This is a genomic window from Burkholderia sp. USMB20 (genome assembly GCF_000949135.2).
Classification (GTDB): Bacteria; Pseudomonadota; Gammaproteobacteria; order Burkholderiales; family Burkholderiaceae; genus Burkholderia.
In genome coordinates this window covers 158,757-183,704 of sequence record NZ_JTAN02000018.1, presented here as the reverse complement: position 1 = coordinate 183,704, position 24,948 = coordinate 158,757, and the positions used below count along the sequence as shown (strand labels likewise).

Annotated in this window: 23 protein-coding genes; 17 read left to right on the top strand and 6 right to left on the bottom strand. The window is 67.8% G+C overall.

Annotated features, from left to right (window positions below; translation table 11 throughout):
• Nucleotides 1–71 precede the first annotated feature (71 nt).
• Nucleotides 72–1,658, top strand: a complete 1,587-nt coding sequence (locus tag PL79_RS23080) for an MFS transporter (protein WP_044847121.1) — start codon at nt 72–74, stop codon at nt 1,656–1,658.
• 130 nt (nt 1,659–1,788) lie between these two features.
• Here PL79_RS23080 and PL79_RS23075 read toward each other — a convergent pair whose 3' ends face one another.
• Nucleotides 1,789–2,610 carry an alpha/beta fold hydrolase gene (locus PL79_RS23075; RefSeq protein ID WP_193759869.1) on the bottom strand — a complete coding sequence of 274 codons (822 nt, stop codon included), beginning with the start codon at nt 2,608–2,610 and terminating at the stop codon, nt 1,789–1,791.
• A 549-nt stretch (nt 2,611–3,159) separates the two neighbouring features.
• Between PL79_RS23075 and PL79_RS23070 the strand changes: the two genes are divergently transcribed.
• Nucleotides 3,160–3,585 (top strand): DUF3331 domain-containing protein, encoded by a 426-nt coding sequence (locus PL79_RS23070; protein WP_044847123.1) that lies wholly within the window; start codon nt 3,160–3,162, stop codon nt 3,583–3,585.
• Nucleotides 3,586–3,652: 67 nt separating this feature from the next.
• Nucleotides 3,653–4,474: an alpha/beta fold hydrolase gene (locus PL79_RS23065; RefSeq protein WP_044847124.1), complete on the top strand. Its 822-nt coding sequence runs from the start codon at nt 3,653–3,655 to the stop codon at nt 4,472–4,474.
• 49 nt (nt 4,475–4,523) lie between these two features.
• Here PL79_RS23065 and PL79_RS23060 read toward each other — a convergent pair whose 3' ends face one another.
• On the bottom strand, nt 4,524–5,348 hold the full coding sequence (locus PL79_RS23060) for an HD domain-containing protein (RefSeq protein WP_328592071.1): 825 nt from the start codon (nt 5,346–5,348) through the stop codon (nt 4,524–4,526).
• Between the two features lie 264 nt (nt 5,349–5,612).
• Here PL79_RS23060 and PL79_RS23055 point away from each other — a divergent pair, with 264 nt between their 5' ends.
• Both PL79_RS23055 and PL79_RS23050 read left to right on the top strand, forming a co-directional pair.
• The gene (locus PL79_RS23055; protein ID WP_044847126.1) at nt 5,613–7,406 is read left to right on the top strand and encodes an ATP-binding protein; all 1,794 of its coding nucleotides are present in this window, start codon (nt 5,613–5,615) and stop codon (nt 7,404–7,406) included.
• A 171-nt stretch (nt 7,407–7,577) separates the two neighbouring features.
• Nucleotides 7,578–9,041, top strand: a complete 1,464-nt coding sequence (locus PL79_RS23050; RefSeq protein ID WP_044847127.1) for a mechanosensitive ion channel family protein — start codon at nt 7,578–7,580, stop codon at nt 9,039–9,041.
• A gap of 48 nt (nt 9,042–9,089) precedes the next feature.
• Here the strand turns inward: PL79_RS23050 and PL79_RS23045 are convergent, their stop codons facing one another.
• Both PL79_RS23045 and PL79_RS23040 read right to left on the bottom strand, forming a co-directional pair.
• Entirely contained in the window at nt 9,090–9,998 is a 909-nt protein-coding gene (locus PL79_RS23045) for a LysR family transcriptional regulator (RefSeq protein ID WP_044847128.1), read from the bottom strand.
• Nucleotides 9,999–10,220: 222 nt separating this feature from the next.
• A complete protein-coding gene (locus PL79_RS23040; RefSeq protein WP_044847129.1) occupies nt 10,221–10,502 on the bottom strand; it encodes a XapX domain-containing protein in 282 nt (93 codons plus the stop codon).
• 308 nt (nt 10,503–10,810) lie between these two features.
• Here PL79_RS23040 and PL79_RS23035 point away from each other — a divergent pair, with 308 nt between their 5' ends.
• From PL79_RS23035 to PL79_RS23005, 7 genes are all read left to right on the top strand, one after another.
• Nucleotides 10,811–11,497 carry a hydrolase gene (locus tag PL79_RS23035; protein ID WP_044847130.1) on the top strand — a complete coding sequence of 229 codons (687 nt, stop codon included), beginning with the start codon at nt 10,811–10,813 and terminating at the stop codon, nt 11,495–11,497.
• Between the two features lie 170 nt (nt 11,498–11,667).
• Nucleotides 11,668–11,835, top strand: a complete 168-nt coding sequence (locus PL79_RS23030; RefSeq protein WP_044847131.1) for a DUF1427 family protein — start codon at nt 11,668–11,670, stop codon at nt 11,833–11,835.
• Nucleotides 11,836–11,854: 19 nt separating this feature from the next.
• Nucleotides 11,855–13,744, top strand: coding sequence for an amidohydrolase (locus PL79_RS23025; protein ID WP_135801125.1), 1,890 nt, complete (start codon nt 11,855–11,857; stop codon nt 13,742–13,744).
• Nucleotide 13,745: 1 nt separating this feature from the next.
• Nucleotides 13,746–14,192, top strand: a complete 447-nt coding sequence (locus tag PL79_RS23020; RefSeq protein WP_044846120.1) for a DoxX family protein — start codon at nt 13,746–13,748, stop codon at nt 14,190–14,192.
• A 53-nt stretch (nt 14,193–14,245) separates the two neighbouring features.
• Nucleotides 14,246–15,160, top strand: coding sequence for a VOC family protein (locus tag PL79_RS23015; protein ID WP_044846119.1), 915 nt, complete (start codon nt 14,246–14,248; stop codon nt 15,158–15,160).
• Nucleotides 15,157–15,855, top strand: coding sequence for a YoaK family protein (locus PL79_RS23010; protein WP_044846118.1), 699 nt, complete (start codon nt 15,157–15,159; stop codon nt 15,853–15,855). Before PL79_RS23015 ends, PL79_RS23010 begins: the two co-directional genes overlap by 4 nt.
• Nucleotides 15,852–17,471, top strand: a complete 1,620-nt coding sequence (locus PL79_RS23005; protein ID WP_044846140.1) for an alginate export family protein — start codon at nt 15,852–15,854, stop codon at nt 17,469–17,471. Before PL79_RS23010 ends, PL79_RS23005 begins: the two co-directional genes overlap by 4 nt.
• A gap of 140 nt (nt 17,472–17,611) precedes the next feature.
• Here PL79_RS23005 and PL79_RS23000 read toward each other — a convergent pair whose 3' ends face one another.
• Nucleotides 17,612–19,198 carry an acid phosphatase gene (locus PL79_RS23000; RefSeq protein WP_044846117.1) on the bottom strand — a complete coding sequence of 529 codons (1,587 nt, stop codon included), beginning with the start codon at nt 19,196–19,198 and terminating at the stop codon, nt 17,612–17,614.
• Between the two features lie 221 nt (nt 19,199–19,419).
• On the opposite strand from PL79_RS23000, the gene PL79_RS22995 reads away from it, so the two are divergent.
• From PL79_RS22995 to PL79_RS22985, 3 genes are all read left to right on the top strand, one after another.
• Nucleotides 19,420–20,769, top strand: coding sequence for a cytochrome-c peroxidase (locus PL79_RS22995; RefSeq protein ID WP_044846116.1), 1,350 nt, complete (start codon nt 19,420–19,422; stop codon nt 20,767–20,769).
• Nucleotides 20,770–20,896: 127 nt separating this feature from the next.
• Nucleotides 20,897–21,283 carry a hypothetical protein gene (locus PL79_RS22990; protein WP_044846115.1) on the top strand — a complete coding sequence of 129 codons (387 nt, stop codon included), beginning with the start codon at nt 20,897–20,899 and terminating at the stop codon, nt 21,281–21,283.
• Nucleotides 21,284–21,294: 11 nt separating this feature from the next.
• Nucleotides 21,295–21,765, top strand: a complete 471-nt coding sequence (locus PL79_RS22985) for an NUDIX hydrolase (protein WP_044846139.1) — start codon at nt 21,295–21,297, stop codon at nt 21,763–21,765.
• Nucleotides 21,766–21,883: 118 nt separating this feature from the next.
• Here the strand turns inward: PL79_RS22985 and PL79_RS22980 are convergent, their stop codons facing one another.
• Nucleotides 21,884–23,593, bottom strand: a complete 1,710-nt coding sequence (locus tag PL79_RS22980) for a glutamine--tRNA ligase/YqeY domain fusion protein (protein WP_044846114.1) — start codon at nt 23,591–23,593, stop codon at nt 21,884–21,886.
• A gap of 252 nt (nt 23,594–23,845) precedes the next feature.
• Between PL79_RS22980 and PL79_RS22975 the strand changes: the two genes are divergently transcribed.
• Both PL79_RS22975 and PL79_RS22970 read left to right on the top strand, forming a co-directional pair.
• Entirely contained in the window at nt 23,846–24,055 is a 210-nt protein-coding gene (locus PL79_RS22975; RefSeq protein WP_006497729.1) for an ornithine acetyltransferase, read from the top strand.
• A 161-nt stretch (nt 24,056–24,216) separates the two neighbouring features.
• On the top strand, nt 24,217–24,771 hold the full coding sequence (locus tag PL79_RS22970) for an RBBP9/YdeN family alpha/beta hydrolase (protein WP_044846113.1): 555 nt from the start codon (nt 24,217–24,219) through the stop codon (nt 24,769–24,771).
• The last annotated feature ends 177 nt before the right edge of the window (nt 24,772–24,948 follow it).

Sequence of the window (24,948 nt, the reverse complement as noted above, 5' to 3'; positions counted from 1 at the left end):
CCATCGTACGGACGACTTTCTTCGTATCGCGCTATGCTTGCGCGAGCCTCATATGCGGGAGCCGCTCGACGATGAACACCACGTTCGCCCCCGGTGGCGCGACACCGGGGCCGGCCGCCGCGCCGGCCGCCGACATACCGACGTTTCGCTCGATCGCCGCGATCGCGTCCGTGCTGCTCGGCGCGATCATCGCGACGCTGACGTCGCGCATCACGTCGCTCGGGCTCGCCGACGTGCGCGGCGCGCTCGGCGTCGGGTTCGACGAAGGCGCGTGGATCAACACGGCGTTCACCGCGTCGCAGATGTTCGTCGGCCCGCTCGCGATCGCGGCGGCCTTCGTGTTCGGCACGCGCCGCGTGCTGCTGGCGGGCGCCTCGGTGTTTCTCGTCGTCGAAACCGTGCTGCCGCTGTGCACGAACTTCGGCACCTTCATCGCGTTCCAGAGCCTCGCCGGCTTCGCGTCCGGCGTGTTCGTGCCGCTGACCGTCGGGTTCGTCGTGCGTACGCTGCCGCCGCGGCTGATCCCGTTCGGCATCGCCGCGTATGCGATGAACCTCGAGATGTCGCTGAACCTGTCCGCGACGCTCGAAGGCTGGTACAGCGAACACCTGAGCTGGCGCTGGCTGTTCTGGCAGAACGCGCTGCTGACGGTGCCGTTCATCGTCTGCCTGTTGCTGTCGCTGTCGAACGAGCCGGTCAAGCGTTTCGTGTCCGGCATCGATACGCGCGGCATGCTGCTCGGCGCCGGCGGGTTCGCGTGCCTGTGCATCGCGCTCGACCAGGGCGAACGGCTGTTCTGGTTCCAGTCGCCGCTGATCGTCGCGCTGCTGTGCATCGGCATCCTGATGATTGCCGCGTTCCTGATCCACGAACTCACGTCCCGGCAGGCCGGGCTCGATCTCGGCTACCTCGCGCTGCCCAACGTCGCGCTGCTGATCCTGCTCGTCGGTCTCGTGCGCTTTACCGTGCTCAACACGAGCTTCATTCCGTCGGTGTTTCTCGCGAGCACTTACGGGCTTCGCCCGCTGCAGATCGGCGATACGCTGCGCTGGATCGCGATTCCGCAATTGCTGTTCGCGCCGTGCGTCGCGTGGCTGCTGCAGCGCGTCGATCCGCGCCGGCTGATCGTGGCCGGTTTCCTGATGGTGGCGGTCGCGTTCGCGCTCGGCGCGCGTCTCACGCCCGCGTGGGCCGAGCCCGACTTCATCCCGTCGCAACTGCTCCAGGCGCTGGGCCAGACGATGGCGCTCACGTCGGTCATCTTCTTCTTCGGCAAGCATGTGACGGCCGAGCACGCGCTGACGTTCGGCGCCGTCGTGCAGACGACGCGCCTGCTGAGCGGGCAGCTCGGCACGACGTCGATCGCGGTGATCCAGCGCATCATGGAGGCTACCCATTCGAATCTCGTCGGTCTGCATGTCACGCTGTCTGATCCGCAAACGCTCGCGCGGCTGCGGGCTGGCGCGGCGTCGCTCGTGTCGCACGGCGCCACCTTCGCCACGGGCGACCAGGCGACCTATGCGCTGCTCGACCGGGCGGTCCGGGTCCAGGCGACCACGCTCGCGCTCGCGGACAATTTCCGGGTCGCGATGGCGTTCGCCGTCGCGGGAGTGTTGATCGGCATCCTGCTCAGGCCGGCGCGCGCGCCGTCGCCATGAGCCCCCGGCATCGCGCAGCGACGATCTTAGCGATCGCGCTCGCCGCGACGGAATGGCGCCGGCCTGAAAATTCCTGAATCTTCCTGAACGGCGCGCCGGCGCCAGGGCCGCGCGCGCCGTGCCGCAGCGCTTACGCCTTCAGGAACGCGAGCAGTTCGGCATTGATCAGGTCGGCGTTGACGACGCACATCCCGTGCGCGCCGCCGGGGATCACCTTCAGCTGCGCATGCTTCACGATCTTCGCGGACAGGCGCGCCGAATCGTCGATCGGCACGATCTGGTCGTCGTCGCCGTGCAGGATCAGCGTCGGCACGTCGATCTTCTTCAGGTCCTCTGTGTAGTCGACCTCGGAGAATTCCCTGACGCACTGATACTGGCCGTACACGCCGCCCATCATGCCCTGCGCCCAGAACGCGTCGATCGTGCCCTGCGACACCTTGACGTTCGGCCGGTTGAAGCCGAAGAACGGCACCGCGAGATCCTTGTAGAACTGCGAACGGTTCTCGGCGACGTTCTTGCGGATGCCGTCGAACACGTCCATCGGCAGGCCGCCCGGATTCGACGCCGATTTCACCATCTGCGGCGGCACCGCGCCGATCAGCACGGCCTTCGCCACGCGCTTCGTGCCGTGCCGGCCGATGTAGTGCGCGACTTCGCCGCCGCCGGTGGAATGGCCGATGAGCGTGGCCTCGCGCAGGTCGAGCGCATTCATCAGCGCCGCCAGGTCGTCGGCGTACGTGTCCATGTCGTTGCCTTGCGACGGCTGGCTCGAGCGGCCGTGACCGCGCCGGTCGTGCGCGATCACGCGGTAGCCGTGCTGCACGAGGAACAGCATCTGCGCGTCCCACGCATCGGCGCACAGCGGCCAGCCGTGCGAGAACACGACCGGACGGCCGCTGCCCCAGTCCTTGAAGTAAATCTGCGTACCGTCTTTGGTGGTGATCGTGTTCATCGCATGGGCTCCTTGATGGGCGGAAGCGGCGTGTTTGGGGGCGGCGGCGGCAGCGGCCGGCAGCGCGGCGGCGGCAACGGCGGTCGCGCCGGCCAGCAGCATGTCTCGGCGGCGCGCCGAGGGAATGGCGTCGTGATCTGCGGGACGCATGAGGACTCCTTGAACGTGCGGTGCAATGGTGCCGCGTTGGATTTGAAGGGTTTCGGATCCGCCCGCGAGCGGCGCTCGCGCGGGCGGCCGGCGTGTTCGCGTTCGCGCGCCGGCAGGCACGCAAGGGCACGAACGAACGCCGACAGGAGGCTATCCCGCGACCGCGCGGCGCGTACTGAAATCGTGCTGAATTGTCGTGAACGCGGCCGCGGCGCGCCGCGCGAGCGCGCCCGCCAGAAAAATTAAGCCCGCCGTAAAGACTCTTCAGCGGCGGCCCGCTATCGTCGGCATCAGGTCATCCCGTCGCGGATCTTGCCGGTTCGCGGCGGCGGATGACGCATCGCGATGCGTGCGGGTGCGAGACATCCGGCCCGTCGCCACTTGCCCGGATACGCCGCCATGGACGCCTTCAATCGCTGGGAACACGTGATGACGCTGCTCGACCCGTCGGCCGCGGCGCGTCACCACGCGCCGCCGCCACTTCGCGACCCGGACGCCGCGTGCCGTCGCCACCGCGACGAAGTGCCGGCCGCGTCGAGCGACGGCATGCGCCGCCGGTGCGCGATCGTCGCGGCCGAGCGGCAGACCGATTCGTCGGTCCTGATATCGTGGAGCGATCCCACGCGCTTTCGCTACGACGAGCAGCGCTGGATCAGCGCCAAGTCGCGCGGTCTCGGGCGCTGCGCGCTGACCGGCATCACGATCCGTGCCGGCGATGCGATCTACAAGCCGCAATGGCGCGGCGCGAAGCGCCCGGCGAACTATCGGGACGTGATCCTCACGTCCGAGCTGAACCGCTTCATCGCCAGGCTGTCGCGGTCATGACGCGGCACCCCGCGCGCCGTCCGTCGGCACCGGCCGGCGGCCGCCTGATCACCACCGAGGAATCCGCATGAGCACGTTCACGACACGCGACGGCGTTTCGATTCACTACAAGGACTGGGGCGCCGGCCGCCCGGTCGTGTTCATCCACGGCTGGCCGCTGAATGCGGACATGTGGGACGTCCAGATGCATCATCTCGCGTCGCACGGCATGCGCTGCATCGCCTACGACCGGCGCGGCTTCGGCCGCTCCGGCCAGCCGTGGACGGGTTACGACTACGACACGCTGGCCGACGATCTCGCGACGCTGATCGAGACGCTCGGGCTGCGCGACGTGACGCTCGTCGGCTTTTCGATGGGCGGCGGCGAGGTGGCGCGCTACATCGGCCGGCACGGTACGCGGCACATCGCGAAAGCCGTGCTGATCGGCGCGGTGACGCCGCTGGTCGCACGCCGCGACGATCATCCCGACGGTGTCGACGTTGCCGTGTTCGACGGCATTCGCTCGGGCATCGTCGCGGATCGCGCGGCGTTCTTCGAGAACTTCTGGCCGCTGTTCACCGGTTCGAACCGGCCCGCGTCGACGATCTCGCGCGCGGCGCTCGACTGGACCACGTTCATGGCGTTGCAGGCCGGGTTGAAGGGCACGCTCGATTGCGTCGGGGCGTTTTCCGAAACCGATTTCAGGGCGGATCTCGACCGGTTCGACGTGCCGACGCTCGTGATTCACGGCGACGACGACCAGACGGCGCCGCTCGCGCTGACGGGCGCCGCGACCGCGAAGCGCGTGCCGCGAGCGACGCTGAGCGTCTACGAGGGCGGGCCGCACGCGCTGTATCTGACGCACGCGCAACGCCTGAACGACGAACTGCTGGCGTTCGTCCGCGCGTGATGCGGCGGCGGAGCGACGCGGCGCGGCGAACACGGCCGGCCGCTCGCGCTCACTCCGCCCATTTCGACCCGAGCACCAGGCCGCAGAAATTCGTCCGACGATAGTCCGGGTCGCAGCGCTCGAGCACGTCGGCGACGACGTTGCCGAACGCGGTTTCGGGGCGATGCGCGGTGCCCGCGGCGAGCGCCTCGAGGAACAGCTCCTTGAAGCACGGGCCGCGCGGCCACGCGTGCACGATCTCGTCGCGTTCGGCGCGATTGACTTCGTCGAAATGCAGCGCGAAGAGATCCGTCTCGATGCCCGCGCCGAGCAACGCGGTCAGGGGCGTCATGCAAGGATGGACGCCGAAGCTCGTGTGCAGCGCGATCGCGCGCCAAACCTCGGCCGCGTCTTCCGCGGCGACGCCGTATCCGCCGAGGAACGCGTGCGCGACGTTCGCGCCGTCGACTTCGTAGCGCCGGCGCGAGTGCCGGTGGCGTTCCGTCAGTCCGATGTCGTGGAACAGCGCGGCGACGTACAGGAGTTCGGCCTCGAAGGCGATGCCGCGACGCGTGCCGATGACCGATGCAAACGCGAACACGCGCATCGCATGCCGGAACAGGAGTTCAGGCCCGCTGGCGCGCACGGTCGCGGCCGCTGCCCGTGCGAGCGCGCTGTCGGGAATCGGGATGCCGGCGATACGGTGCCCCATGGTCGTCCTCCTCGCGGCGTGACGGCGCTCGCCCGGTGCCCACATCGTCTCGCGCCGCGCGGCTGAATGTCTTGAGCGTGGCCTGAATCGTTCTGAACGGAAAAATCGACCGTTCGGCACATCTGGAATCGGTTCTGCCGAAATGTCGCGAGTCATTTTTCCCGAAGTGGAAATGCAATTCATTCAAATCGCCACGGCAAATGATCGGGTTGCAGAAACGAATCCGGAATGGCGAAGTTCTGTCACATGAAACGGGTTCATCGGTGAATCACTATTTCGCGCATCGACGGTGTGCCTCGGCCGCTCGTGGTTTTCATCGATTCAAAAAATTTGTCCATTGGGTTCTGATAATTTGAATCATCGATCGGAGCGAATGCCGTAGCATTGGCAACGCGGCGGTGTCATTCCTGACAGGGCATCAACGAATGGAAACGATTAGAAATTCACATGATCCGGATTGGAACGCTTCACGTCTTTCTCGACAGACGTGAAATTCGCTCGAACGGCAAACTGCTGAGAATCGGCAGTCGCGCATTCGAAATTCTCGAACTCCTGATTCGGGCGAACGGCGCATTGGTATCGAAAGACGAGATCATGCAGCGCGTGTGGCCGCACACGGTCGTGGAGGAAAACAACCTGCAGGTGCACGTCGCCGCATTGCGCAAGGCACTCGCGGACGACCGGAACCTGATCGTCACGGTGCCGGGGCGCGGCTACCGGCTGGTTGGCGGACAAGCCGAGCGCGCGGCGCCCGTGCGTCGCGCGACGTCGCGGCTGGCGCTTGCCCCGACGGAACTCATCGGCCGGGAACAGACGGTCGCCGAGGTCCTGGCCGCGCTCGACACCGCACGCGTCGTGACGCTGGTCGGTGCCGGCGGCATCGGCAAGACGCGGGTTGCGCTCGAAGCGGCGATGCGCGCCGAAGCGAGCTTTCCGGATGGCGCCGCGTTCGTATCGCTCGCCACGGTGGCGTGTCCGCAATTCGTGCCCGACGCGCTGGCCGGCGCCTTTGAACTCGTGCAGCCGGCGGGATCGCTGACGCTCGAAGCGGTGCTCGCCAGCGTCGCGCATCGGCGCATGCTGCTGGTGCTCGACAATTGCGAGCATCTGCTCGACGCTGCGGCGCGGATCGCGACCGCGCTGACCGAGGCGGATGCCGGCCTGTGCGTCCTCGCGACGAGCCGCGAGGCGCTGCGCATCCAGGGCGAACGACTGTGTCCGGTCCCGCCGCTCGAGGTGCCCGGCGAGGGCGCGGACGAACGCGAGACCGCGGGCGCGAGCGCGGTGCAGCTGTTCTCGGCGCGTGCCCGCGCCGCCGACCCGCGCTTTCCGCTCGACGAACGCAGCCTGTCACTGATGGCGTCGGTCTGCCGGCGTCTCGACGGCCTGCCGCTCGCGATCGAACTGGCCGCGGCGCGCGCGGCCGTGCTCGGCATCGACGTGCTCGCCGCGCATCTCGACGACCATTTCCGGTTGCTGACCGGTGGTTTTCGCACGGCGTTGCCGCGTCATCAGACGCTGCAGGCGATGTACGACTGGAGCTACCGCCTGCTCGGCGACACGGAACGTTTGCTGTTGCGCTGGCTCGGCGTGTTCCGGGACGGCTTCTCGATCGACGCGGTGCGGGAGATCGTCGGCACGAAGGGACTGACCGACGCGGATCTGCTCGACACGATCGCCGGCCTCGTGTCGAAATCGCTGCTGAGCCTGGAGAGCACGCACGGCGCGCCGCGCTACCGGCTGCTGACCACGACGCGCGCCTATGCGCTGCAGCAACTCGAGAACAACGGCGAATGCGCGGCCGCCGCGCGCGCGCATGCGAACTACTTCCACACGCTGTTCAGGCTGGCGCCCGGCGACACCGGCGGGCGGCTCGTCGAATCGCGGCTCGACGTGATCCGGCGCGAACTCGGCAACCTGCGCGCGGCGCTAGACTGGGCGTTTTCGCCGAACGGCGACGCGCAGGTCGGCATCGCGCTGGCGGCGGTCGCGGTGCCGTGCCTGTTCGACCTGTCGCTCGTGGACGAGTGTCGCGAACGGGCGCGCGCGGCGCTCGACGCGATGCGCGATCTCGACGATACGCCTGAGCGTGCGGATGCACGCGTGCGGCTGCTGGCCGCGTATGCGGCCGCGCTCGCGCATACGTCGGGGCCGACGCAGATCGCGCACGACGCCTGGTCGGAAGTGCATGCGCTCGGGTTCGAGGCGGGCGAGGCCGAACTGCCGCCGCGCGACGCGTAGCGCGGCGCGCCGACCGCGCATTCAGAACGTTTCAGGCCGAACACAGGACCCGGTTGGCCGGCGCGTCTACATTGCATGCGCGGGGACTGTCCGCTCATCGCTGTCGCGACGCCATCGACTGCCGGCGCAGGGTCCCCCCCGTCGCGAAGCACGCTCTCAGCCCATTCCAGCATGCCGAACCTGTCCGTCACGGTCGCTTACGGCGCGCCGATCGTTCTTGCCGACCTGATCGCCTGGCGGCTGCTCGGGCGCGGCCGTTCGACGACGAAAGCCGTGTGGCGCTGCGCATCGTTCGCAGCGTTGACCTACGTGCTGTTCTCGACCGGCGTGAGCCCGCTCGCGGTGCCGGCATCGCCCGACAGGTTCGACCGGCTCGCGATCCAGGTGATCGGCGTCGCATGGTGGCTGCAGTGCGCGCTGGTGTTCAGCCTGATGCTCGATCATCTGCTGCTGCCGCGCGCATGGCGCAACCAGCGGCTGTTCCACGATATCGCCGCGGGCGCCGTGTTCGGTGCGGCCGCCGTCGCCGCACTGGGCTACGTGCTGGGGCTGCCGCTCAGCGGCGTGGTCGCGACGTCGGGGGCGGTCGCCGTCATCCTCGGGCTCGCGGTCCAGAACACGCTGAACGACGTGTTCTCGGGCCTGGTGCTGAATACCACGCAGCCGTTTCGTCTCGGCGACACGGTGGCGATCGGCGCGCTGGAAGGGCGCGTCGTCGAAAGCAACTGGCGCGCGACCAAGCTGATCGACAGCCTCGGCAACCTGGTCGTCGTGCCGAACAGCGTCGCGGCCAAGGCGGCGATCGTCAACCTGAGCGAACCGGCGAACGTGTACGGCGTGACGCTGACGATCGAGCTCGACCCGCAAGCGCGGCCCGCCGTCGTCGTCGATGCGCTCGCGCATGCCGCGGCCAGTTCGCTGGACGTGCTCGCCAGTCCGGCGCCGATCCCGGTCGTCAAGGCGTTCAGGACCAACTCGATCGAATACGAACTCGTCTGTTACGTCGACTCGCTGCAGAAAAAGATCGACGTCCGCAACCGGCTCTACGATCTGGCCCACCGGCATCTGGCTGCCGCGGACGTCGCGCTGCGCCCGCTGACGGGCGCGCCGGCGGCACCCGGTCCGGCGTCGCGCGGGCAACGCCTGCTGCGCGCGGTCGAGCTGTTCAGGCAGCTCGACGACGCGGACCTGGCGATACTGGCCGATGCGCTCGCGTCACGCGTGTTCAACAAGGGCGAGGTGATCTACGCGTCGAACTCCGACGCGCGCCTGCTGACGATCGTCGCGGCCGGCGTCGCGGCGGTGTTCGTGCCCGGCGCGACGGGCGACACGGAAGTCAGGCGGATGGCGCCCGGCGACGCGATCGGCCAGTCCGTCGTGCTCGCCGGTACGCAGCTGCATGCGAGCGTCTACGCGGTGACGGCCGTGACGGCCTATCAGCTGAGCAGTCGCGACCTGTCGCCGCTGATCGCGAGGAAGCCCGAACTGGGGCGGCTGATGTGCGAATCGCTCACCGAGCACATCGCGACCGAGGAGAAGATGCGGATGCCGCCGGCCGCGAGCGCGCATGCGTCGTTCAACCTGATCGAGTGGCTCGAGAAGGAGATGAAGCGCCTGCACGATTCGTTCGGCTGACGCGGCAGGCGGCGGGCAATGGCGGTCGCGGCCGCGAAGAGAGCGCGGTCAGGCGAGCGCGGTGAACCGGTCGACGAGATCCGGGCGGTCGAGTTGTTCGACCCACCAGTGCAGCGCGCGTCCGGCCTCGTCGCCACGCCACGCGAGGTAGCACTGGGTCGTGTCGCGCATGCCGGTCACCTGGCGTGCGACCAGCTTGCCTTGCGCGATCGCGCGTGCCGCGATGCACTCGGGGAGCGTGCCCACCGCGAGTCCTTCGCACTGAGCGGCCAGTTTGGCGGCGAGGGTAGGGACGGCGAGATACGGCTGCCCCGCGTCGACGGCGATCGAACGCGGCGGCAGCTCGCGGGACGTATCGGAGATCGCCGCGCCGCGATGGGCGACGACCGATGCCAGCGACAGCGGTTCCGGCAGCGCCGCGAGCGGGTGGGTGGGGGCGACGGCGAACACGTGCCTGAGCGTGCCGATCGGCCGTGCCACGATGTCCGGCAGCTCGGGCGGCTCGCCCGTGGCGCCGACGACGAGATCCGCGCGGCGCGAAATCAGCGCATCCCAGGTGCCGCCGAGCACTTCGGTGGACAGTCGCAGCCGTGTGTCCATCTCGAGACCGTAGAACGTGTGCACGTACGGCCACATCGCCTCGAACGGCAGGATCTCGTCGACACAGATCCGGACCTCGGTTTCCCAGCCCTGCTGCGCACGCTGCGCCTTGCGTTCGAGCTGTTCGGCGGCATGCAGCAGCCGGCGGCCCTCTTCGACGACCACGCGCCCCGCGTGCGTGAGTTTTGCGCGGCGTCCGCTACGGTCGAACAGCGCGACGTCGAGGTCGCTTTCGAGCTTTTGTACGAGGTAAGTCAGCGCGGACGGCACGCGGTGCAGCAGTTCGGCGGCTTCGGCGAACGTGCCGGTGCGGTCGATCGCGTCCAGTGCTTCGAGCGCTTCGAATGACAGCTTCATGGCGAATTCCACGGAGAGGCGTCGGGCTGCCATGTTAACGTCAAGCGCCGCTCGATCCAATACCGTTCAGGACGATCCATCGCGCGGCCGGGCGACGGGACTCAACGGCATGGCGCGGGCCAGGCCGCGTGGCACCACCGTGATCGAAGGAACACGACGGCGTGGCGATGCCCGCGGACGGGCATGGCTGCATCCGGTCAACGGGCGTGCGTCACGTCGGCGTCACGTCGGCGTCGAATCGCGGCGCGTCGCGGCGGTGTCGGGTGCGTGGGCACCGGGCAGCGCACCGAACATGTGCTGGCTGCACTTCGCATCGCGCCACGCGGTGCCGAGCCGGATACCGCTGAACATCCGCCGCGCGACCGGCAGGATCTGTTCGCCGGCCAGGATGCCCAGCAGGCCGACGAGCGCGACGATCGGCGGCGCCGGCGACGGCACGCCGATCAGCGCATAGACGATACCGGCGAGGAGGCCGGCGAACAGCGAGGCGGTGTACGGTTTCATGGGATCCGGGTGAAATGGCGGCCGTGTAAAAAATACGGATAACTACCGATCCGGCGTCGCTTCGGCAGTCCGCGACCAGCCTATCAGGTCTTCGCGTTCACCATGGTTCGGTTCAACGAAATTCAGATCTTTTAAGCCTGAGCGTCGCGGCCCGCGCGAATCAGAATGATTAATTGGCGTGATCGGGAATTTGCGTATTGAATGATGCCGGCTGGCTGTCGAATCTCCCGGCACAGCGTATTGGCTGCCTCCCGCATGGGTCGGCGAGGCAGGCCGCATTTTTCTCCGCGTCAAAGGACATCACCGCCATGAGCAACCCGAAGCTTGAAGTACTCACTCCGCACAACAGCCAGCTGATCTTCATCGACCAGCAGCCGCAGATGGCGTTCGGCGTGCAGTCGATCGATCGCCAGACGCTGAAGAACAACGTCGTCGGCCTCGCGAAGGCCGCGAAGGTATTCAACATCCCGACCACGATCACGACCGTCGAAAGCGACAGCTTCTCGGGCCACACGTATCCCGAGCTGCTCGACGTGTTCCCGAACCAGAAGACGCTCGAGCGCACGTCGATGAACTCGTGGGACGACCAGAAGGTGCGCGACGCGCTCGCCGCGAACGGCCGCAAGAAGGTGGTCGTCTCCGGCCTGTGGACCGAAGTCTGCAACACGACGTTCGCGCTGTGCGCGATGCTCGAAGGCGACTACGAGATCTACATGGTCGCCGACGCATCGGGCGGCACGACGCAGGCCGCGCATGATTTCGCGATGCAGCGCATGGTGCAGGCCGGCGTGGTGCCCGTCACGTGGCAGCAGGTCCTGCTCGAATGGCAGCGCGACTGGGCGCACCGCGAGACGTACGACGCCGTGATGGCGATCGCAAAGGAGCATTCGGGCGCGTACGGCATGGGCGTCGACTACGCGTACACGATGGTCCACAAGGCACCGCAGCGCACCGCGACGCCGCACGAGTCGATCCCGGCCGTTCCGGCGAAGTAAGCGCGGACGGTCTGCGACCGTCGATGCCGGTGCGGCGGGTTCGATGCGAACGCGCCGCACCGGCGCCGTTGCCGCGGGCGGCGGACCGTGAACGAATCACGGATGCCGTCCGCGGCATGTTGGCCGGGACGTCAGGACCTGCTCTCCAACCAGTCCGAGAAATTGATCGTATGGAACCCTATCTGGTTTCCCTTGGTGCGGGCTTGCTGATCGGTGTCATTTACAGCGCCATCAAGGTGCGCTCCCCGGCACCGCCACTGATTGCCCTTGTCGGGTTGCTCGGCATGGTGATCGGCGTGCAGGCCATCCCCACCCTCAAACAGCTCTTTGGCTTCTGATCGAAGCGAGGTGATGCATATGACCGCAACCGGGACTCAACCGGATCTGATCCTCCACAACGGACGATTCACGACCCTCGACCGCGCGAACCCCGTCGCGACCTCCGTCGCGATCAAGGACGGCCGCTTCGTCGCGGTCGGCAGCGACGCGGAAGTCATGCCGCTCGCGGGCCGCGCGACGAAGATCGTCGATCTCGGCGGCCGCAGCGCGCTGCCCGGCCTGATCGACAACCACTGCCACGTGATTCGTGGTGGCCTGAACTACAACATGGAGCTGCGCTGGGACGGCGTGCCGTCGCTCGCGGTTGCAATGGACATGCTGAAGCGGCAGGTGGCGATCACGCCCGCGCCGCAATGGGTGCGCGTGGTCGGTGGCTTTACCGAACACCAGTTCGCCGAGAAGCGCCTGCCGACGATCGAGGAACTCAACGCGGCCGCGCCCGATACGCCGGTGTTCATCCTGCATCTTTACGATCGCGCGCTGCTGAACGCGGCCGCGCTGCGCGTGGTCGGCTACACGAAGGACACACCGGAGCCGCCGGGCGGCACGATCCTGCGCGATGCCGCGGGCAACCCGACCGGCCTGCTGCTCGCGAACCCGAACGCGACGATTCTCTACGCGACGCTCGCGAAGGGACCGAAGCTGCCGTTCGAATACCAGTACAACTCGACGCGCCACTTCATGCGCGAACTGAACCGTCTCGGCGTGACGGGTGTGATCGATGCAGGCGGCGGTTCGCAGAACTATCCCGACGATTACGAAGTGATCCGCAAGCTGCACGATGCCGGCGAGATGACGATCCGGATCGCGTACAACCTGTTCACGCAGAAGCCGAATGCCGAGAAGGAAGACTTCGTGAACTGGACGAAGAGCACGAAGTATCACGACGGCACCGACTATTTCCGCAACAACGGCGCGGGCGAGATGCTGGTGTTCTCGGCGGCCGATTTCGAGGATTTCCGCGTCGCGCGCCCGGACCTGCCGGCGCAGATGGAAGACGATCTCGAGGGCGTCGTGCGCGTGCTCGCGCAGAACCGCTGGCCGTGGCGCATGCACGCGACCTACGACGAAACGATCAGCCGCGCACTCGACGTGTTCGAGAAGGTGAACAAGGACATCCCGCTCGATGGGCTGAACTGGTTCTTCGATCACGCGGAAACCATTACCGAAAAATCGATGGACCGCATCGCCGCGCTGGGTGGTGGTATCGCGGTGCAGCACCGGATGGCGTACCAGGGCGAATACTTCGTCGAGCGCTACGGTGCGCAGGCGGCCGAAGCGACGCCGCCCGTCGCGAAGATGCTGTCGAAGGGCCTCAAGGTGTCGGCCGGCACCGACGCGACACGCGTGGCGTCGTACAACCCGTGGGTGTCGTTGTCCTGGCTCGTGACAGGCAAGACGATCGGCGGCCTGCGCATGTACCCGCAGCGCAACCTGCTCGATCGCGAGACCGCGCTGCGCATGTGGACCGAGTACGTGACGTGGTTCTCGAACGAGGTGGGCAGGAAAGGGCGCATCGCGGTCGGGCAACTCGCCGACGTGGTCGTCCCGGATCGCGATTTCTTCGCGTGCGCCGAGGACGACATCGCGGGCACGACCGCACTGCTGACCGTGGTGGGCGGCAAGATCGTGTGGGGCGCGGGCCCGTTCGCGTCGCACGACGCGCCGATTCCGCCCGCGATGCCGGACTGGTCGCCAGTGCGTGAGTATGGCGGCTACGGCGGCTGGGGTGCGACGCAGCGCAGCGGCGCACCGCTGCAACGCGCGGCGGCCGCCGCGATGTGCGGCTGCGCGAATGCATGCAACGTGCACCAGCATGCGCACGCGAGTGCGTGGGGCAGCACGCTGCCGACCTCGGACGCGAAGGGCTTCTGGGGCGCGTTCGGCTGTTCGTGCTGGGCAGTCTGACATGACGACGCGTACCATCTACGGCAGCCCGGCGTGGATCCGCGCGCTGCTGTCGCAGCCGTGGGTCCTGCCGCTCGCGCGTCTCGCGCTGGTGTCCGCCTATCTGCTCGGCGGCGTCGCGAAGGCGCTCGACTTCGACGGCGCGGTCGCGGAGCAGGCGCATTTCGGCCTGCACCCGCCCGCGCTATGGGCTGCGCTGGCGGTTGTCGTCGAGATCGGCGGCTCGCTGTGCGTGGTGTTCCGCCGCTTCACGTGGCTCGGCGCCGGCAGCCTCGGCATGCTGACGCTCGTCGCGATGGTCGTGGCGAACGATTTCTGGAACCGCACGGGCGCCGAACATTTCATGGCGCTCAACAGCTTTTTCGAGCATCTTGGGCTGATCGCGGCACTCGTGCTCGCGACCGTGCTCGACGATGCGCGGCAACCGGCCGGCGACGGAAGCAGTTGACCGGGATTCCCCCGACCGGTGCATCATTTGAAGAAACAACAAGGACATCCGTTATGAAAACCCTTCGTTCCGCGTTGCTGGCGCTTGCGATTGCCAGTGGTCTCGTCGCCGCGCCTGCCGCGTTCGCGAAACCGCCGGTGCCGCCCGCGGTCGCGCCGACGGTGGCGGTCGGTCCGCAGTACGACACCACGCACGTGTGCGTCGCGCCGGAAGACTTCGACCGCTTCACCGACAGTTTCGTCGCGACGTTCGGCGGCAAGAAATCGAAGCAGGGCGTGTTCCAGGTCACGCCGACGCCGAGCCAGACGATGTCGCAGCTCGTGCTGACGCCGGTCGGCACGATCTCGGTGTTCGGCTTCAAGACGCCGGTCCCGTATCCGTTCTGCGCGGAGCGCACCGGCTATCTCGTCACCGACATGGACGTCGCGGTGAAGTCGGCGCGCGAGCACGGCGCCGACGTGATCGTCGACACGTTCCCCGATCCGATCGGCCGCGATGCGGTCGTTGCGTGGACGGGCGGCGTGAACATGCAACTCTACTGGCACACCCAGGCGCCGAACTACGACGCGTTGCAGACCATCCCCGAGAACCGGGTCTACGTGTCGCCGCAAAGCGTGCGCAAGTTCGTGCACGATTTCGTCAAGTTCTCGAAAGGCAAGGTGGTGTCCGACAACCTGAAGGCGCCGGGCATCGAGATCGGCCGGCCGAACGACACGTATCGCCGGATTCGCATCGAATCGGGCTTCGGCAAGATGACCGTGCTCGTGACGGACGGCCATCTGCCTTACCCGTACGGGCGCGAGATGACGGGCTACGACGTGCCGGACCTGGCCGCCACGCTGGAGAAGGCCAAGGCGGCGGGTGTGACCGTGCTCGTGCCGCCGTACACCGCGGACGGCCGCGACGCGGCACTCGTGCAGTTCCCGGGCGGCTACGTCGCCGAAATCCACGCGAGCGCAGCGCGATGAAGCACGAAGACACGATCCTTGCCGCGGTGGCCGGCTTCGTCGATACGCTGAGCTTCGTCGCGCTGTTCGGGCTGTTCACCGCACACGTGACGGGCAACTTCGTGCTGATCGGCGCGGGCATCGCGGGCTTCGGCCAGGGTGTCGTGCTGAAGCTCAGCGTGTTTCCCGCGTTCGTGTGCGGCGTGATCGCGGCGAGCTTGATCGCGCGGTCGATGTCCGGGCGGCCCGCCTGGCAGGGCACGCGCGCGCTGCATGCGGTGCAGGCCGTGCTGCTGCTCGGCTTCTGCGCGGCCGGCGTGTGGGCGACGCCCGTCACGCAGCCCGACAGCTTGCCGGCGCTCGTGGCCGGCATCGTCGGCACGTTCGCGATGGGCGTGCAGAACGCGCATCCGCGCGTGATTTCGCGCGCGGGCGGCGTGCCGAACACGGTGATGACGGGCAACGTGACGCAGGCGATCCTCGACGTCGTCGACCTGCTGTCGGCCGGCACGGCCGACGCCGCGCGCGCAGCGGCGCGGGCGCGCTTCGGCAAGATGCTGCCGGCGATCGTCGCGTTCGCGCTCGGCGCGGCGTGCGGTGCGCTGGGGTTCCGCTACGTCGGATTCCTGGCGCTGCTCGCGCCGGTCGGCGCGCTCGCGACGCTTGCACTGTGTGCGGCGCAAGCGGCCGCACCCGCCGCGCAGGAGCGCGCATGACCGCGCGGGGGCAGCGCAGACGCGACGCCCGCGGCTTCGAACGGGCCGCGCGCCTGTCGGTCGTCGCGGCGCTGTTGTGCGCGGGCGCCGACGCGGCGGTCGCGGAAACGGCGGCTGAAACGACTTCGACTTCGACTTCGACTTCAACTTCGACTTCGACTTCGACACCGACACCGACACCGACACCGACACCGACACCGACACCGACATCGACGCTAGGACCGGCGCAGCCTTCGGCTGCGTCATCGGTTTCGACCTCGACGCCGGCAGCGACCCAGACGGCCACCGCCGCATCGACGTGCACGGCCAAGCGCCCGACGGTGCTGTTCAATCGCTGGCAGGAGGACTGGTCGGTGCTCGCGAATCCGTGCGTGCCGCGTGCGCCGCTCGACGGACTGAAATACATTCCGCTCGGCAACGATCCGGCGTCCTATCTATCGCTCGGCGTGAACCTGCGCGAGCGGCTGGAGACCAACGACGCGCCGCTGTTCGGGATCGGCTCCGCGCAATCGGACACGTACCTGATCCAGCGCGTCGAAGTGCATGCCGATGCGCATCTCGGCCAGCACTGGCAGTTCTTCGCGCAGTTGCAGGATGCGCGCGCGTTCGGCAAGAACACGGTGTCGCCCGTCGACAAGAACCCGCTCGATCTCGAACAGGCGTTCGCGACCTACACGGGCGCGCTCGGCGGCGGCACGTTCAAGTTCCGCGTCGGCCGGCAGGAGATGGCGTTCGACCTGCAGCGCTTCATCGCCACGCGCGACGGCCCGAACGTGCGGCAGGCGTTCGATGCGGTCTGGGCCGATTACGAATACGGGAAATGGCGCTTCATCGGCTACGCGACGCAACCGGTGCAGAACCGCAACGCGTCCGATTTCGACGACGTGTCCAATCGCGGTCTCACCTTCAGCGGCGTGCGCGTCGAGCGGCAGTCGGTCGGGCCGGGCGACCTGTCCGGCTACTGGTCGCGCTACAACCGCCGCAACGCGCGTTTCCTCGATGCGAGCGGCGCCGAGCATCGCGACGTGTGGGACGTTCGCTACACGGGCACGCAGGGCCGTTTCGACTGGGATCTCGAGACGATGCTGCAGACCGGGACGGTCGGCAACGACACGATCGGTGCGTGGGCAGTCGGCTCGATCGCGGGCTACAAGCTCGATGCGCCGTGGTCGCCGCGCGTCGCGTTGCAGATCGATGCGGCCTCGGGCGACCGGCATCCGCACGACGGCCGCGTCGGCACCTTCAATCCGCTGTTTCCGAACGGCTATTACTTCACGCTGGCCGGCTACACGAGCTATGCGAACCTGATCCACGTGAAGCCGTCCGTGACGCTGAAGCCGTCGGCGAACCTGTCGCTGCTCGGCGCGCTGGGTTTCCAGTGGCGCGAGACGACCGGCGACGCCGTCTATCAGCAGCCGAACATTCCGGTGCCGGGCACGGCGGGCAAGGGCGGCCTGTGGACAGGGATGTACGTGCAGCTGCGCGCGGACTGGACGATTGCCGCGAACCTGATCGGCGCGGTCGAGGCCGTGCACTTCCAGGTCGGCGACGCGATCCGGCAGGCGGGCGGGCACAACGCGGACTACGTCGGCGTCGAGCTGAAGTACGGCTGGTGACGCGGCCGCGCGGCACCGCGCGCGCATGAAAAACACCCCAAAGGCGGGATTCGCATCCGGCTTTGGGGTGCAGGTCGCAGCGGGTCGCCCTTCGTTCGTCCGGGCCGGCCGCGCGGCCGGCCCGTTCGCGGGTGATGCCGTTACAGGTTCGGCGACAGCGTGAGCGCGTTCGTCAGGTCGCCCATCGGCTGCGCGCCGTTCGCCTTCAGCGCGTCGTCGCGCTGCTGCAGGCCCGGCAGGCGCGGCAGCGAGAAGCGGCGCGTGATGAGACGCAGGATCGAACCCGTGTCGTACTGCGTGTGGTCCACGAAACCCTTCTTCGCGTACGGCGACACGATCAGCGCCGGAATCCGCGTGCCCGGACCCCAGCGATCGGCGGTCGGCGGCGCGGCGTGATCCCAGAAGCCGCCGTTCTCGTCGTACGTGACGACGACGACCATGTTCTTCCACTGCGGGCTTGCCTGCAGGTGCGCGATCACGTCGGCGATGTGCTGGTCGCCGGAGGTGACGTCCGTGTAGCCCGGGTGCTCGTTCAGGTTGCCTTGCGGCTTGTAGAACGTGACCTGCGGCAGCGTGCCCGCGTCGATCGCCTTGATGAACTCGGCGCCGTTCGCGCCGCCGTCGAGCAGGTGCTGCGCGCGGCTCGCGGTGCCCGGTGCCTGGTTCGCGAAGTAGTTGAACGGCTGGTGGTGCGGCTGGAAGTTCGGCGTCGACAGGTCGGCGCCGTAGATCACGTTCGACGTGCCGTTCTGGCTCGCCTGCAGCGCCTGGCCCCACGCGCCGCCGTACCATGCCCACGACACGCCCGCGTTGGTCATCAGGTCGCCGATGTTGGTCGCCGTCTGCGGCGGCATCGTCGACGGATTGGCCGGATCGGCGAGCAGCGGATCGCCGCCCGTGGCTGCCTTGTTGCCGCTCGGCTGATACGGCGGCTGCATCGTGTTGACCGCGAAGAAGTCGGGCGTGATCGCGCCGTCGTTGACGAACTTCGGCGGGCCGCTGAGCGCGGACGCGGGCGAGTTCGTCGCAACCTTCAGCGACTTGCCGTCCGCGTTCAACACGGCGATCTTGCCGGCCGCGGGGCTCGTGTTCGCGTTCGCGTAGAACGGCGCGCACGCGCAGATCAGGTACTGGTGGTTCAGGAACGAGCCGCCGAACGCGCCCATGAAGAAGTTGTCGGCGAGCACGTACTGCTGCGCGATCTTCCACAGCGGCAGCTTCGACGGGTCCGGCGTGTAGTGGCCCATCGTCAGGCCGCCCGCATCGGTCCATGCGGCGTACATGTCGTTCTTGCCGCCGTTGATCTGCATCTGGTCCTGGTAGAAGCGGTGCACGATGTCGCGCGTCGCGATGCTCATCGACTGGTTGAAGCCCTTCGGATCGTCGATCGCGAACGGCGCGTTCGGCAGGTTCGCCGTCATTGCTTCGGTGACCGCCGGCGTGATGCCGGTCGCGGTCAGGCCGCCCCAGATCTTCGGCAGCGTCGCCATCGTCGAGCCGTCGCGATCCTTCTGCACCGAGTTCGCCGCCGTCGCGTTCTGCAGGCCGTTCGCGCCGGGGAAGTTGCCGTACAGGTTGTCGAAGCTGCGGTTTTCCGCGTAGATCACGACGACGTTCTTGACGGCCGACAGGCCTTGCTGCGTGACATCGTCGCCGCCGCAGGCGGTCAGGCTGAGCGCGGCCGCGAGGGCGATCGGCGTGTAACGAATCCAGGCGTGCTTCTTCATGCGATGTTCTCTCTTTCGTCGTGTGTCGCGTGTGGGAATCGCGGTGGTGTCGGGCCGGCGCGGGAACCTTCGGACACCTGCCGGCTGCGCGCATTATCTGGAACCGATTTGACAGCCGGGTGTAGGGGCGCTTTCAAATGACTGTCGGTCGAACGTCATGCGGCGGTCACGGAACTGACATAAGCTCCGGCCGATTGCCCACCGCTACAAGAAGAACGACGATGCACAGCCTTCTGAAATCCTTCGCGTCCGCGCGATCGCTGATCCCTGCCGCGGCGGCGCTGGCGCTGGTCGGCGGGCTCGCGGCGCTCGCCGGTTGCGATGCGCGCCCCGGTGCCGATGCATCGGCCGCCGCCATCGTGCCGGCGGCACAGGCCGCACCGGCCGCTCCGGCGGTCGCGCCGGCCAGCCAGCCGCAGACGCGCGCACAGGTATTCGAGGGCGTGAAGCAGATGACGGCGCTCGGCAAGCAGTTGTTCTTCGATCCGTCGCTGTCGGGGTCCGGCAAGCTCGCGTGCGCGTCGTGCCATAGCGCCGAGCATGCGTTCGGGCCGCCGAACGCGCTGTCGGCACAACTCGGCGGCGACGACATGCACAGCACGGGCTTTCGTGCGGTGCCGTCGCTGAAGTACCTGCGCGGCATTCCGCCGTTCAGCGAGCACTTCCACGATTCGCCGGACGAAGGTGACGAAAGCATCGATGCGGGCCCGACCGGCGGGCTGACCTGGGATGGCCGCGTCGATACGCGCGATGCGCAGGCGCGCATTCCGCTCACGTCGCCCTTCGAGATGAGCAGTTCGCCGGCGCGGGTTGCGAAGGCGGTGCGCGCCGCGCCGTATGCCGACGCGTTCCGCAAGGCGTTCGGCGACCAGGTTCTCGGCGACGACCAGGCGACGTTCGGTGCGGTGCTGCGCGCGCTCGACGCATTCCAGCAGCAGCCGGCGCTGTTCGATCCGTACACGAGCAAGTACGACGCCTATCTGGCCGGCCACGCGCAGCTCACGCCCGCGGAGCTGCGCGGGCTGCAGCTGTTCAACGACGAGAAGAAGGGCAACTGCGCGAGCTGCCACGTGAGCCAGCGCACGCTCGAAGGCGGGCCGCCGCAGTTCAGCGATTTCGGCCTGATCGCGATCGCGGTGCCGCGCAACCGCGCGCTGCCGGTCAATCGCGATCCGCGCTTTTACGACCTCGGCGCGTGCGGCCCCGAGCGCACCGACCTGAAGGGCCGCGACGAATTCTGCGGGCTGTTCCGCACGCCGTCGCTGCGCAACGTCGCGCTGCGCAAGACGTTCTTCCACAACGGCGTGTACCACTCGCTCGAGGACGTGATGCGCTTCTACGTCGAGCGTGACATCCATCCGGAGAAGTTCTATCCGGTCGTGCACGGCAAGGTGCAGGTCTACGACGACCTGCCGAAGCGCTACTGGCCGAACATCAACCGCGAGCCGCCGTTCGACCGCAAGCGCGGCGACGCGCCCGCGCTGAACGCGGCCGAGATCAAGGACGTGATCGCGTTCCTGAACACGCTGACCGACGGATATCAACCGGCAGCCGCGTCGGCGGCCCGCTAGACGACGTTCCTGGCGGCACGCATGCTATGCTCGCTGGCTGACGGGCATGGCGCGTGCCGGTTCGCCGGCCGCCGGAGTGCCGGCCGCGCGCCATGCCGTTCGATCGAACATCCAAGGAGAACAACACATGTCGATGCGTGCATCCCTTTCCGTCGTCACGCGCGTGCTGGCCGGCGCCGCGTGCGCAGCCGCGATGCTGCCTGCCTACGCACAGAGCAACCTGGGCTTCCTGAACGACACGCCGCTCGCCTACTTCAGCAAGACCGACCGTGCGTCGCTGGCCAAGGCCGTGGCGCAGGTGCGCGACGAAGGCAAGGACGGCGAGACCACGACCTGGCAGAGCAGCGGCCGCGGCACGCAGATCGATGCGAAGCTCACGCCGTCGACGTCCGAGAACGACGGCAAGACCTGCCGCGAGATCGCCACCGACATTTCCGCGAAGGGACAGACGCTGACGCTCAAGCCCGTCTATTGCAAGACCGCCACGGGCAAGTGGCAGCTGCAGAAGCGCTGAGCGCGCGTGCAATGAAGCGCAGCGGTGCGTCGCGCACGGTGTCGTGCGGCGTCGTGATTCTCGACGGGGCCGGCCGCGTATTCCTCGCGCACGCGACGGACACCACGCACTGGGACATCCCGAAGGGGCAGGGCGAGCCCGGCGAATCGCCGGTCGACGCGGCGCTGCGGGAGCTGCGCGAGGAAACCGGCATCGAGTTCGCGCCGGCGCGGCTGCTCGATCTCGGCCGCTTCGCCTACCGTCACGACAAGGACCTGCACCTGTTCGCGGTGCAGGTCGCGGACGACGAGATCGATCCCGCGCGCTGCACGTGCACGTCGCTGTTCCCGAGCCGTCGCGACGGCTCGCTGATTCCCGAGATGGACGCGTATCGCTGGACCGCGCCCGGCGACGTCGACGCGTATGCAAGCCGCAGCCTCGCGCGGCTGTTTCGCACGACGCTGTCGCTCGCGGATCTGCATCGGCGGTTGGCGAGCGCGTAAGCGCGGCGGCCGGCGCAGCCGCGCTTGCGCGCACGCAATAAAAAACGGCCCGAAGGCCGTTTTTTTTCATCCTGCGGCGGGCGGTTCGAGGCCGCCGCGCCGCGCGCGGAGCAGGCCGTCAGGCCGGCTTGCCCCAGCTGTCGCGCAGCCCGACGATCCGGTTGAACACCGGCTTGCCCGGCTTCGAATCGACGCGGTCGGCGACGAAATAGCCGTGACGCTCGAACTGCAGGCGCGTTTCCGGCGCGACGTCGCCGGCGCCCGGCTCGACGTAGGCCTGCGTGACCTTCTTCGAGTCCGGGTTCAGTGCCTCGAGGAAGTTCGCGCCGCCCGCGTCCGGGTGCGGCGCCTTGAACAGCCGGTCGTAGATCCGCACTTCGGCCGCCTGCGCGTGCTTCGCGCTGACCCAGTGGATGTTGCCCTTGACCTTGTAGTTGTTCGCGCCTTCGGTGCCCGACTTGCTGTCCGGGAAGTAGTTGCAGTGCACGGCCGTCACGTTGCCGTCGGCGTCCTTGTCGAAGCCCGTGCATTCGATCACGTAGCCGTAGCGCAGGCGCACCTTGTTGCCCGGGAACAGGCGGAAATAGCCCTTCGGCGGATTCTCGACGAAGTCCTCGCGCTCGATCCACAGCTCGCGCGAGATCGGGAAGGTGCGCACGCCGCGGTCGGGATGGTGCGGGTGCACGGGCGCCGTGCACGCTTCTTCCTGGCCTTCCGGATAGTTGTCGATCACGAGCTTCAGCGGATCGAGCACGGCGACCGAGCGCGGCGCCTTGTCGTCGAGGTCGTCGCGCAGCGCGCCTTCGAACACGCTCATGTCGATCCACGAATCGACCTTCGTCACGCCGATCCGCTCGCAGAACAGGTGAATGCTCTCCGGCGTGAAGCCGCGGCGGCGGATGCCGACGATCGTCGGCATGCGCGGGTCGTCCCAGCCTTCGACATGACCTTCGGTGACGAGCTGCAGCAGCTTGCGCTTGCTGGTGATCGCGTACGTGAGGTTCAGGCGCGAGAATTCGATCTGTTGCGGCAGCGGGCGCGTGAATACGCCGGCTTCCGCGAGTTCGTTCAGCACCCAGTCGTACAGCGGGCGGTGATCCTCGAATTCGAGCGTGCACAGCGAATGCGTGATGCCTTCGAGCGCATCCGAGATGCAGTGCGTGTAGTCGTACATCGGATACACGCACCATGCGTCGCCGGTACGGTAGTGGTGCGCGTAGCGGATCCGGTAGATCACCGGGTCGCGCATGTTCATGTTCGGCGACGCCATGTCGATCTTCGCGCGCAGCACGTGCTCGCCTTCCTTGAACTCGCCGGCCTTCATCCGGCGGAACAGGTCGAGGTTTTCCTCGGGCGAGCGGTCGCGGAACGGCGACGGCTTGCCGCCTTCGGTCAGCGAGCCGCGGTTCGCGCGCATTTCCTCGGCGCTCTGGCTGTCGACGTACGCCTTGCCGCGCTGGATCAGCAGCTCGGCGAATTCGTACAGCTTGTCGTAGTAGTCGCTCGCGAAATACTGGTGATCGACCGCGTCCTTGCGCCAGTCGAAGCCGAGCCAGCGCACGGCGTCGACGATCGAGTCGACGTATTCGACGCTTTCCTTTTCCGGGTTCGTGTCGTCGAAGCGCAGGTGGCACACGCCGCCGTAGTCGCGCGCGACGCTGAAGTTCAGGCAGATGCTCTTGGCATGGCCGATGTGCAGATAGCCGTTCGGCTCGGGCGGAAAGCGCGTCTCGACGCGGCCGCTCCATTTGCCGGTGCGGTTGTCGTCGTCGATGATGTTGCGGATGAAATTGGAAGCCGCGGGGGCGTCGTTGCGTTCGGTGCTCATGCGGTTGGCGTCAGGTTGTGTCGGCGCGTCGCGCCGGTTTAATCCCGTAATTCTACCTGACCGGGGTCCGTCCCGCGCGGGTTGCGGCGTCGGCAGGGCGGTTCGCGCTGCCGATCGCAATATCTCGATAGTGTGTCGGCTGTAACACGACGTAAATCGGATTGCCCCCCGCATTCGGCTTTTCCTATGATGGCTTCACCGAATCAATGCCGCCATTCGCAGTTTTTGCGGGGCGGGAGGAAGCCAACAATCATGATGAAGAAGACCACTTTTCTCGTTCGTACCGCGGTAATCGTCGCGGCCCTGTCGCAACTCGGCGCATGCGCGATGACGCATACGCAGCGTAACGCCGGGATCGGCGCGGCAGCGGGCGGCGCGCTCGGCTACCTGATCACGGGCGGCCCGGTCGGCACGGTCGCCGGCGCCGCGGCAGGCGGCCTCGTCGGCGCCGGCGTGCGCTGACCGAAGCCGGCGCGCGTGAGCGCCGGCCGGTCGCGTACGCAGCGCGACCGATTCATGCACCGCACATCCATTCCGCGATTCGACAGGCAACATCAGGGAGGAGCGGGTGTGCGACACTTCGTCGACGTTACATAACGACTTCATGCGTCGACGAACCTTCCATGAGCGATTCTCTCGTTTTCGTGCTGCCGGGCTACGGCAACTCCGGCCCGTTCCACTGGCAAAGCCGCTGGGAGCGCGCCGACGCGCGTTTCGTGCGCATCGCGATGCCCGACTGGGACCGTGCGTTCCGCAACGGCTGGTGTCTCGCGCTCGATCGTGCGGTCGAAGCCGCGCCGGGCCCCGTGACGATCGCCGCGCACAGCCTCGGCACGCTGACCACCGCGTGGTGGGCGACCCGTTACGCGCGGCCGGCCGCGCTCGAGAAAGTGCGCGGCGCGCTGCTCGTCGCATTGCCCGATCCGGCCGGGCCGGCGTTTCCGGCCGACGCGCACGGTTTCGGGCCGGTGCCGCACGAGCGGCTGCCGTTTCCGACCTGCGTGGTTGCGAGCAGCGACGATCCGTACGGCTCGCTCGCGTTCGCGCGCAGCTGCGCGCACGCGTGGGGCAGCGCGTTTCATGACCTCGGCCCGCGCGGCCACATCAACGCGGACAGCGGGCTCGGCGACTGGCCGCAGGGGCGCGGCTGGCTCGACGCGCTGGCGGTCGCAGGTTGACCGTGTCGCGCAGGGCGGATCGCAGGACCTTCAGATCGTTTGCTTCGCCTTCAACGCCGCGATCCGTTCGTTGTCGTGGCCGAGCAACGGCGGAGCCACGCGCGTCGACAGTCCCCCGTAGCGTGTCGCGCCATCCGGGCTCATCGTGGTAGGTGTGCGCGGCAGCGGACTCCTGCC

What these genes read in the sequence shown, in the direction of transcription:
- PL79_RS23080 (WP_044847121.1), top strand. Translation starts at nt 72, where the DNA reads ATGAACACCACGTTCGCCCCCGGTGGCGCGACACCGGGGCCGGCCGCC.
- PL79_RS23075 (WP_193759869.1), bottom strand. Translation starts at nt 2,610, where the DNA reads ATGAACACGATCACCACCAAAGACGGTACGCAGATTTACTTCAAGGAC.
- PL79_RS23070 (WP_044847123.1), top strand. Translation starts at nt 3,160, where the DNA reads ATGGACGCCTTCAATCGCTGGGAACACGTGATGACGCTGCTCGACCCG.
- PL79_RS23065 (WP_044847124.1), top strand. Translation starts at nt 3,653, where the DNA reads ATGAGCACGTTCACGACACGCGACGGCGTTTCGATTCACTACAAGGAC.
- PL79_RS23060 (WP_328592071.1), bottom strand. Translation starts at nt 5,348, where the DNA reads ATGAATTGCATTTCCACTTCGGGAAAAATGACTCGCGACATTTCGGCA.
- PL79_RS23055 (WP_044847126.1), top strand. Translation starts at nt 5,613, where the DNA reads ATGATCCGGATTGGAACGCTTCACGTCTTTCTCGACAGACGTGAAATT.
- PL79_RS23050 (WP_044847127.1), top strand. Translation starts at nt 7,578, where the DNA reads ATGCCGAACCTGTCCGTCACGGTCGCTTACGGCGCGCCGATCGTTCTT.
- PL79_RS23045 (WP_044847128.1), bottom strand. Translation starts at nt 9,998, where the DNA reads ATGAAGCTGTCATTCGAAGCGCTCGAAGCACTGGACGCGATCGACCGC.
- PL79_RS23040 (WP_044847129.1), bottom strand. Translation starts at nt 10,502, where the DNA reads ATGAAACCGTACACCGCCTCGCTGTTCGCCGGCCTCCTCGCCGGTATC.
- PL79_RS23035 (WP_044847130.1), top strand. Translation starts at nt 10,811, where the DNA reads ATGAGCAACCCGAAGCTTGAAGTACTCACTCCGCACAACAGCCAGCTG.
- PL79_RS23030 (WP_044847131.1), top strand. Translation starts at nt 11,668, where the DNA reads ATGGAACCCTATCTGGTTTCCCTTGGTGCGGGCTTGCTGATCGGTGTC.
- PL79_RS23025 (WP_135801125.1), top strand. Translation starts at nt 11,855, where the DNA reads ATGACCGCAACCGGGACTCAACCGGATCTGATCCTCCACAACGGACGA.
- PL79_RS23020 (WP_044846120.1), top strand. Translation starts at nt 13,746, where the DNA reads ATGACGACGCGTACCATCTACGGCAGCCCGGCGTGGATCCGCGCGCTG.
- PL79_RS23015 (WP_044846119.1), top strand. Translation starts at nt 14,246, where the DNA reads ATGAAAACCCTTCGTTCCGCGTTGCTGGCGCTTGCGATTGCCAGTGGT.
- PL79_RS23010 (WP_044846118.1), top strand. Translation starts at nt 15,157, where the DNA reads ATGAAGCACGAAGACACGATCCTTGCCGCGGTGGCCGGCTTCGTCGAT.
- PL79_RS23005 (WP_044846140.1), top strand. Translation starts at nt 15,852, where the DNA reads ATGACCGCGCGGGGGCAGCGCAGACGCGACGCCCGCGGCTTCGAACGG.
- PL79_RS23000 (WP_044846117.1), bottom strand. Translation starts at nt 19,198, where the DNA reads ATGAAGAAGCACGCCTGGATTCGTTACACGCCGATCGCCCTCGCGGCC.
- PL79_RS22995 (WP_044846116.1), top strand. Translation starts at nt 19,420, where the DNA reads ATGCACAGCCTTCTGAAATCCTTCGCGTCCGCGCGATCGCTGATCCCT.
- PL79_RS22990 (WP_044846115.1), top strand. Translation starts at nt 20,897, where the DNA reads ATGTCGATGCGTGCATCCCTTTCCGTCGTCACGCGCGTGCTGGCCGGC.
- PL79_RS22985 (WP_044846139.1), top strand. Translation starts at nt 21,295, where the DNA reads ATGAAGCGCAGCGGTGCGTCGCGCACGGTGTCGTGCGGCGTCGTGATT.
- PL79_RS22980 (WP_044846114.1), bottom strand. Translation starts at nt 23,593, where the DNA reads ATGAGCACCGAACGCAACGACGCCCCCGCGGCTTCCAATTTCATCCGC.
- PL79_RS22975 (WP_006497729.1), top strand. Translation starts at nt 23,846, where the DNA reads ATGATGAAGAAGACCACTTTTCTCGTTCGTACCGCGGTAATCGTCGCG.
- PL79_RS22970 (WP_044846113.1), top strand. Translation starts at nt 24,217, where the DNA reads ATGAGCGATTCTCTCGTTTTCGTGCTGCCGGGCTACGGCAACTCCGGC.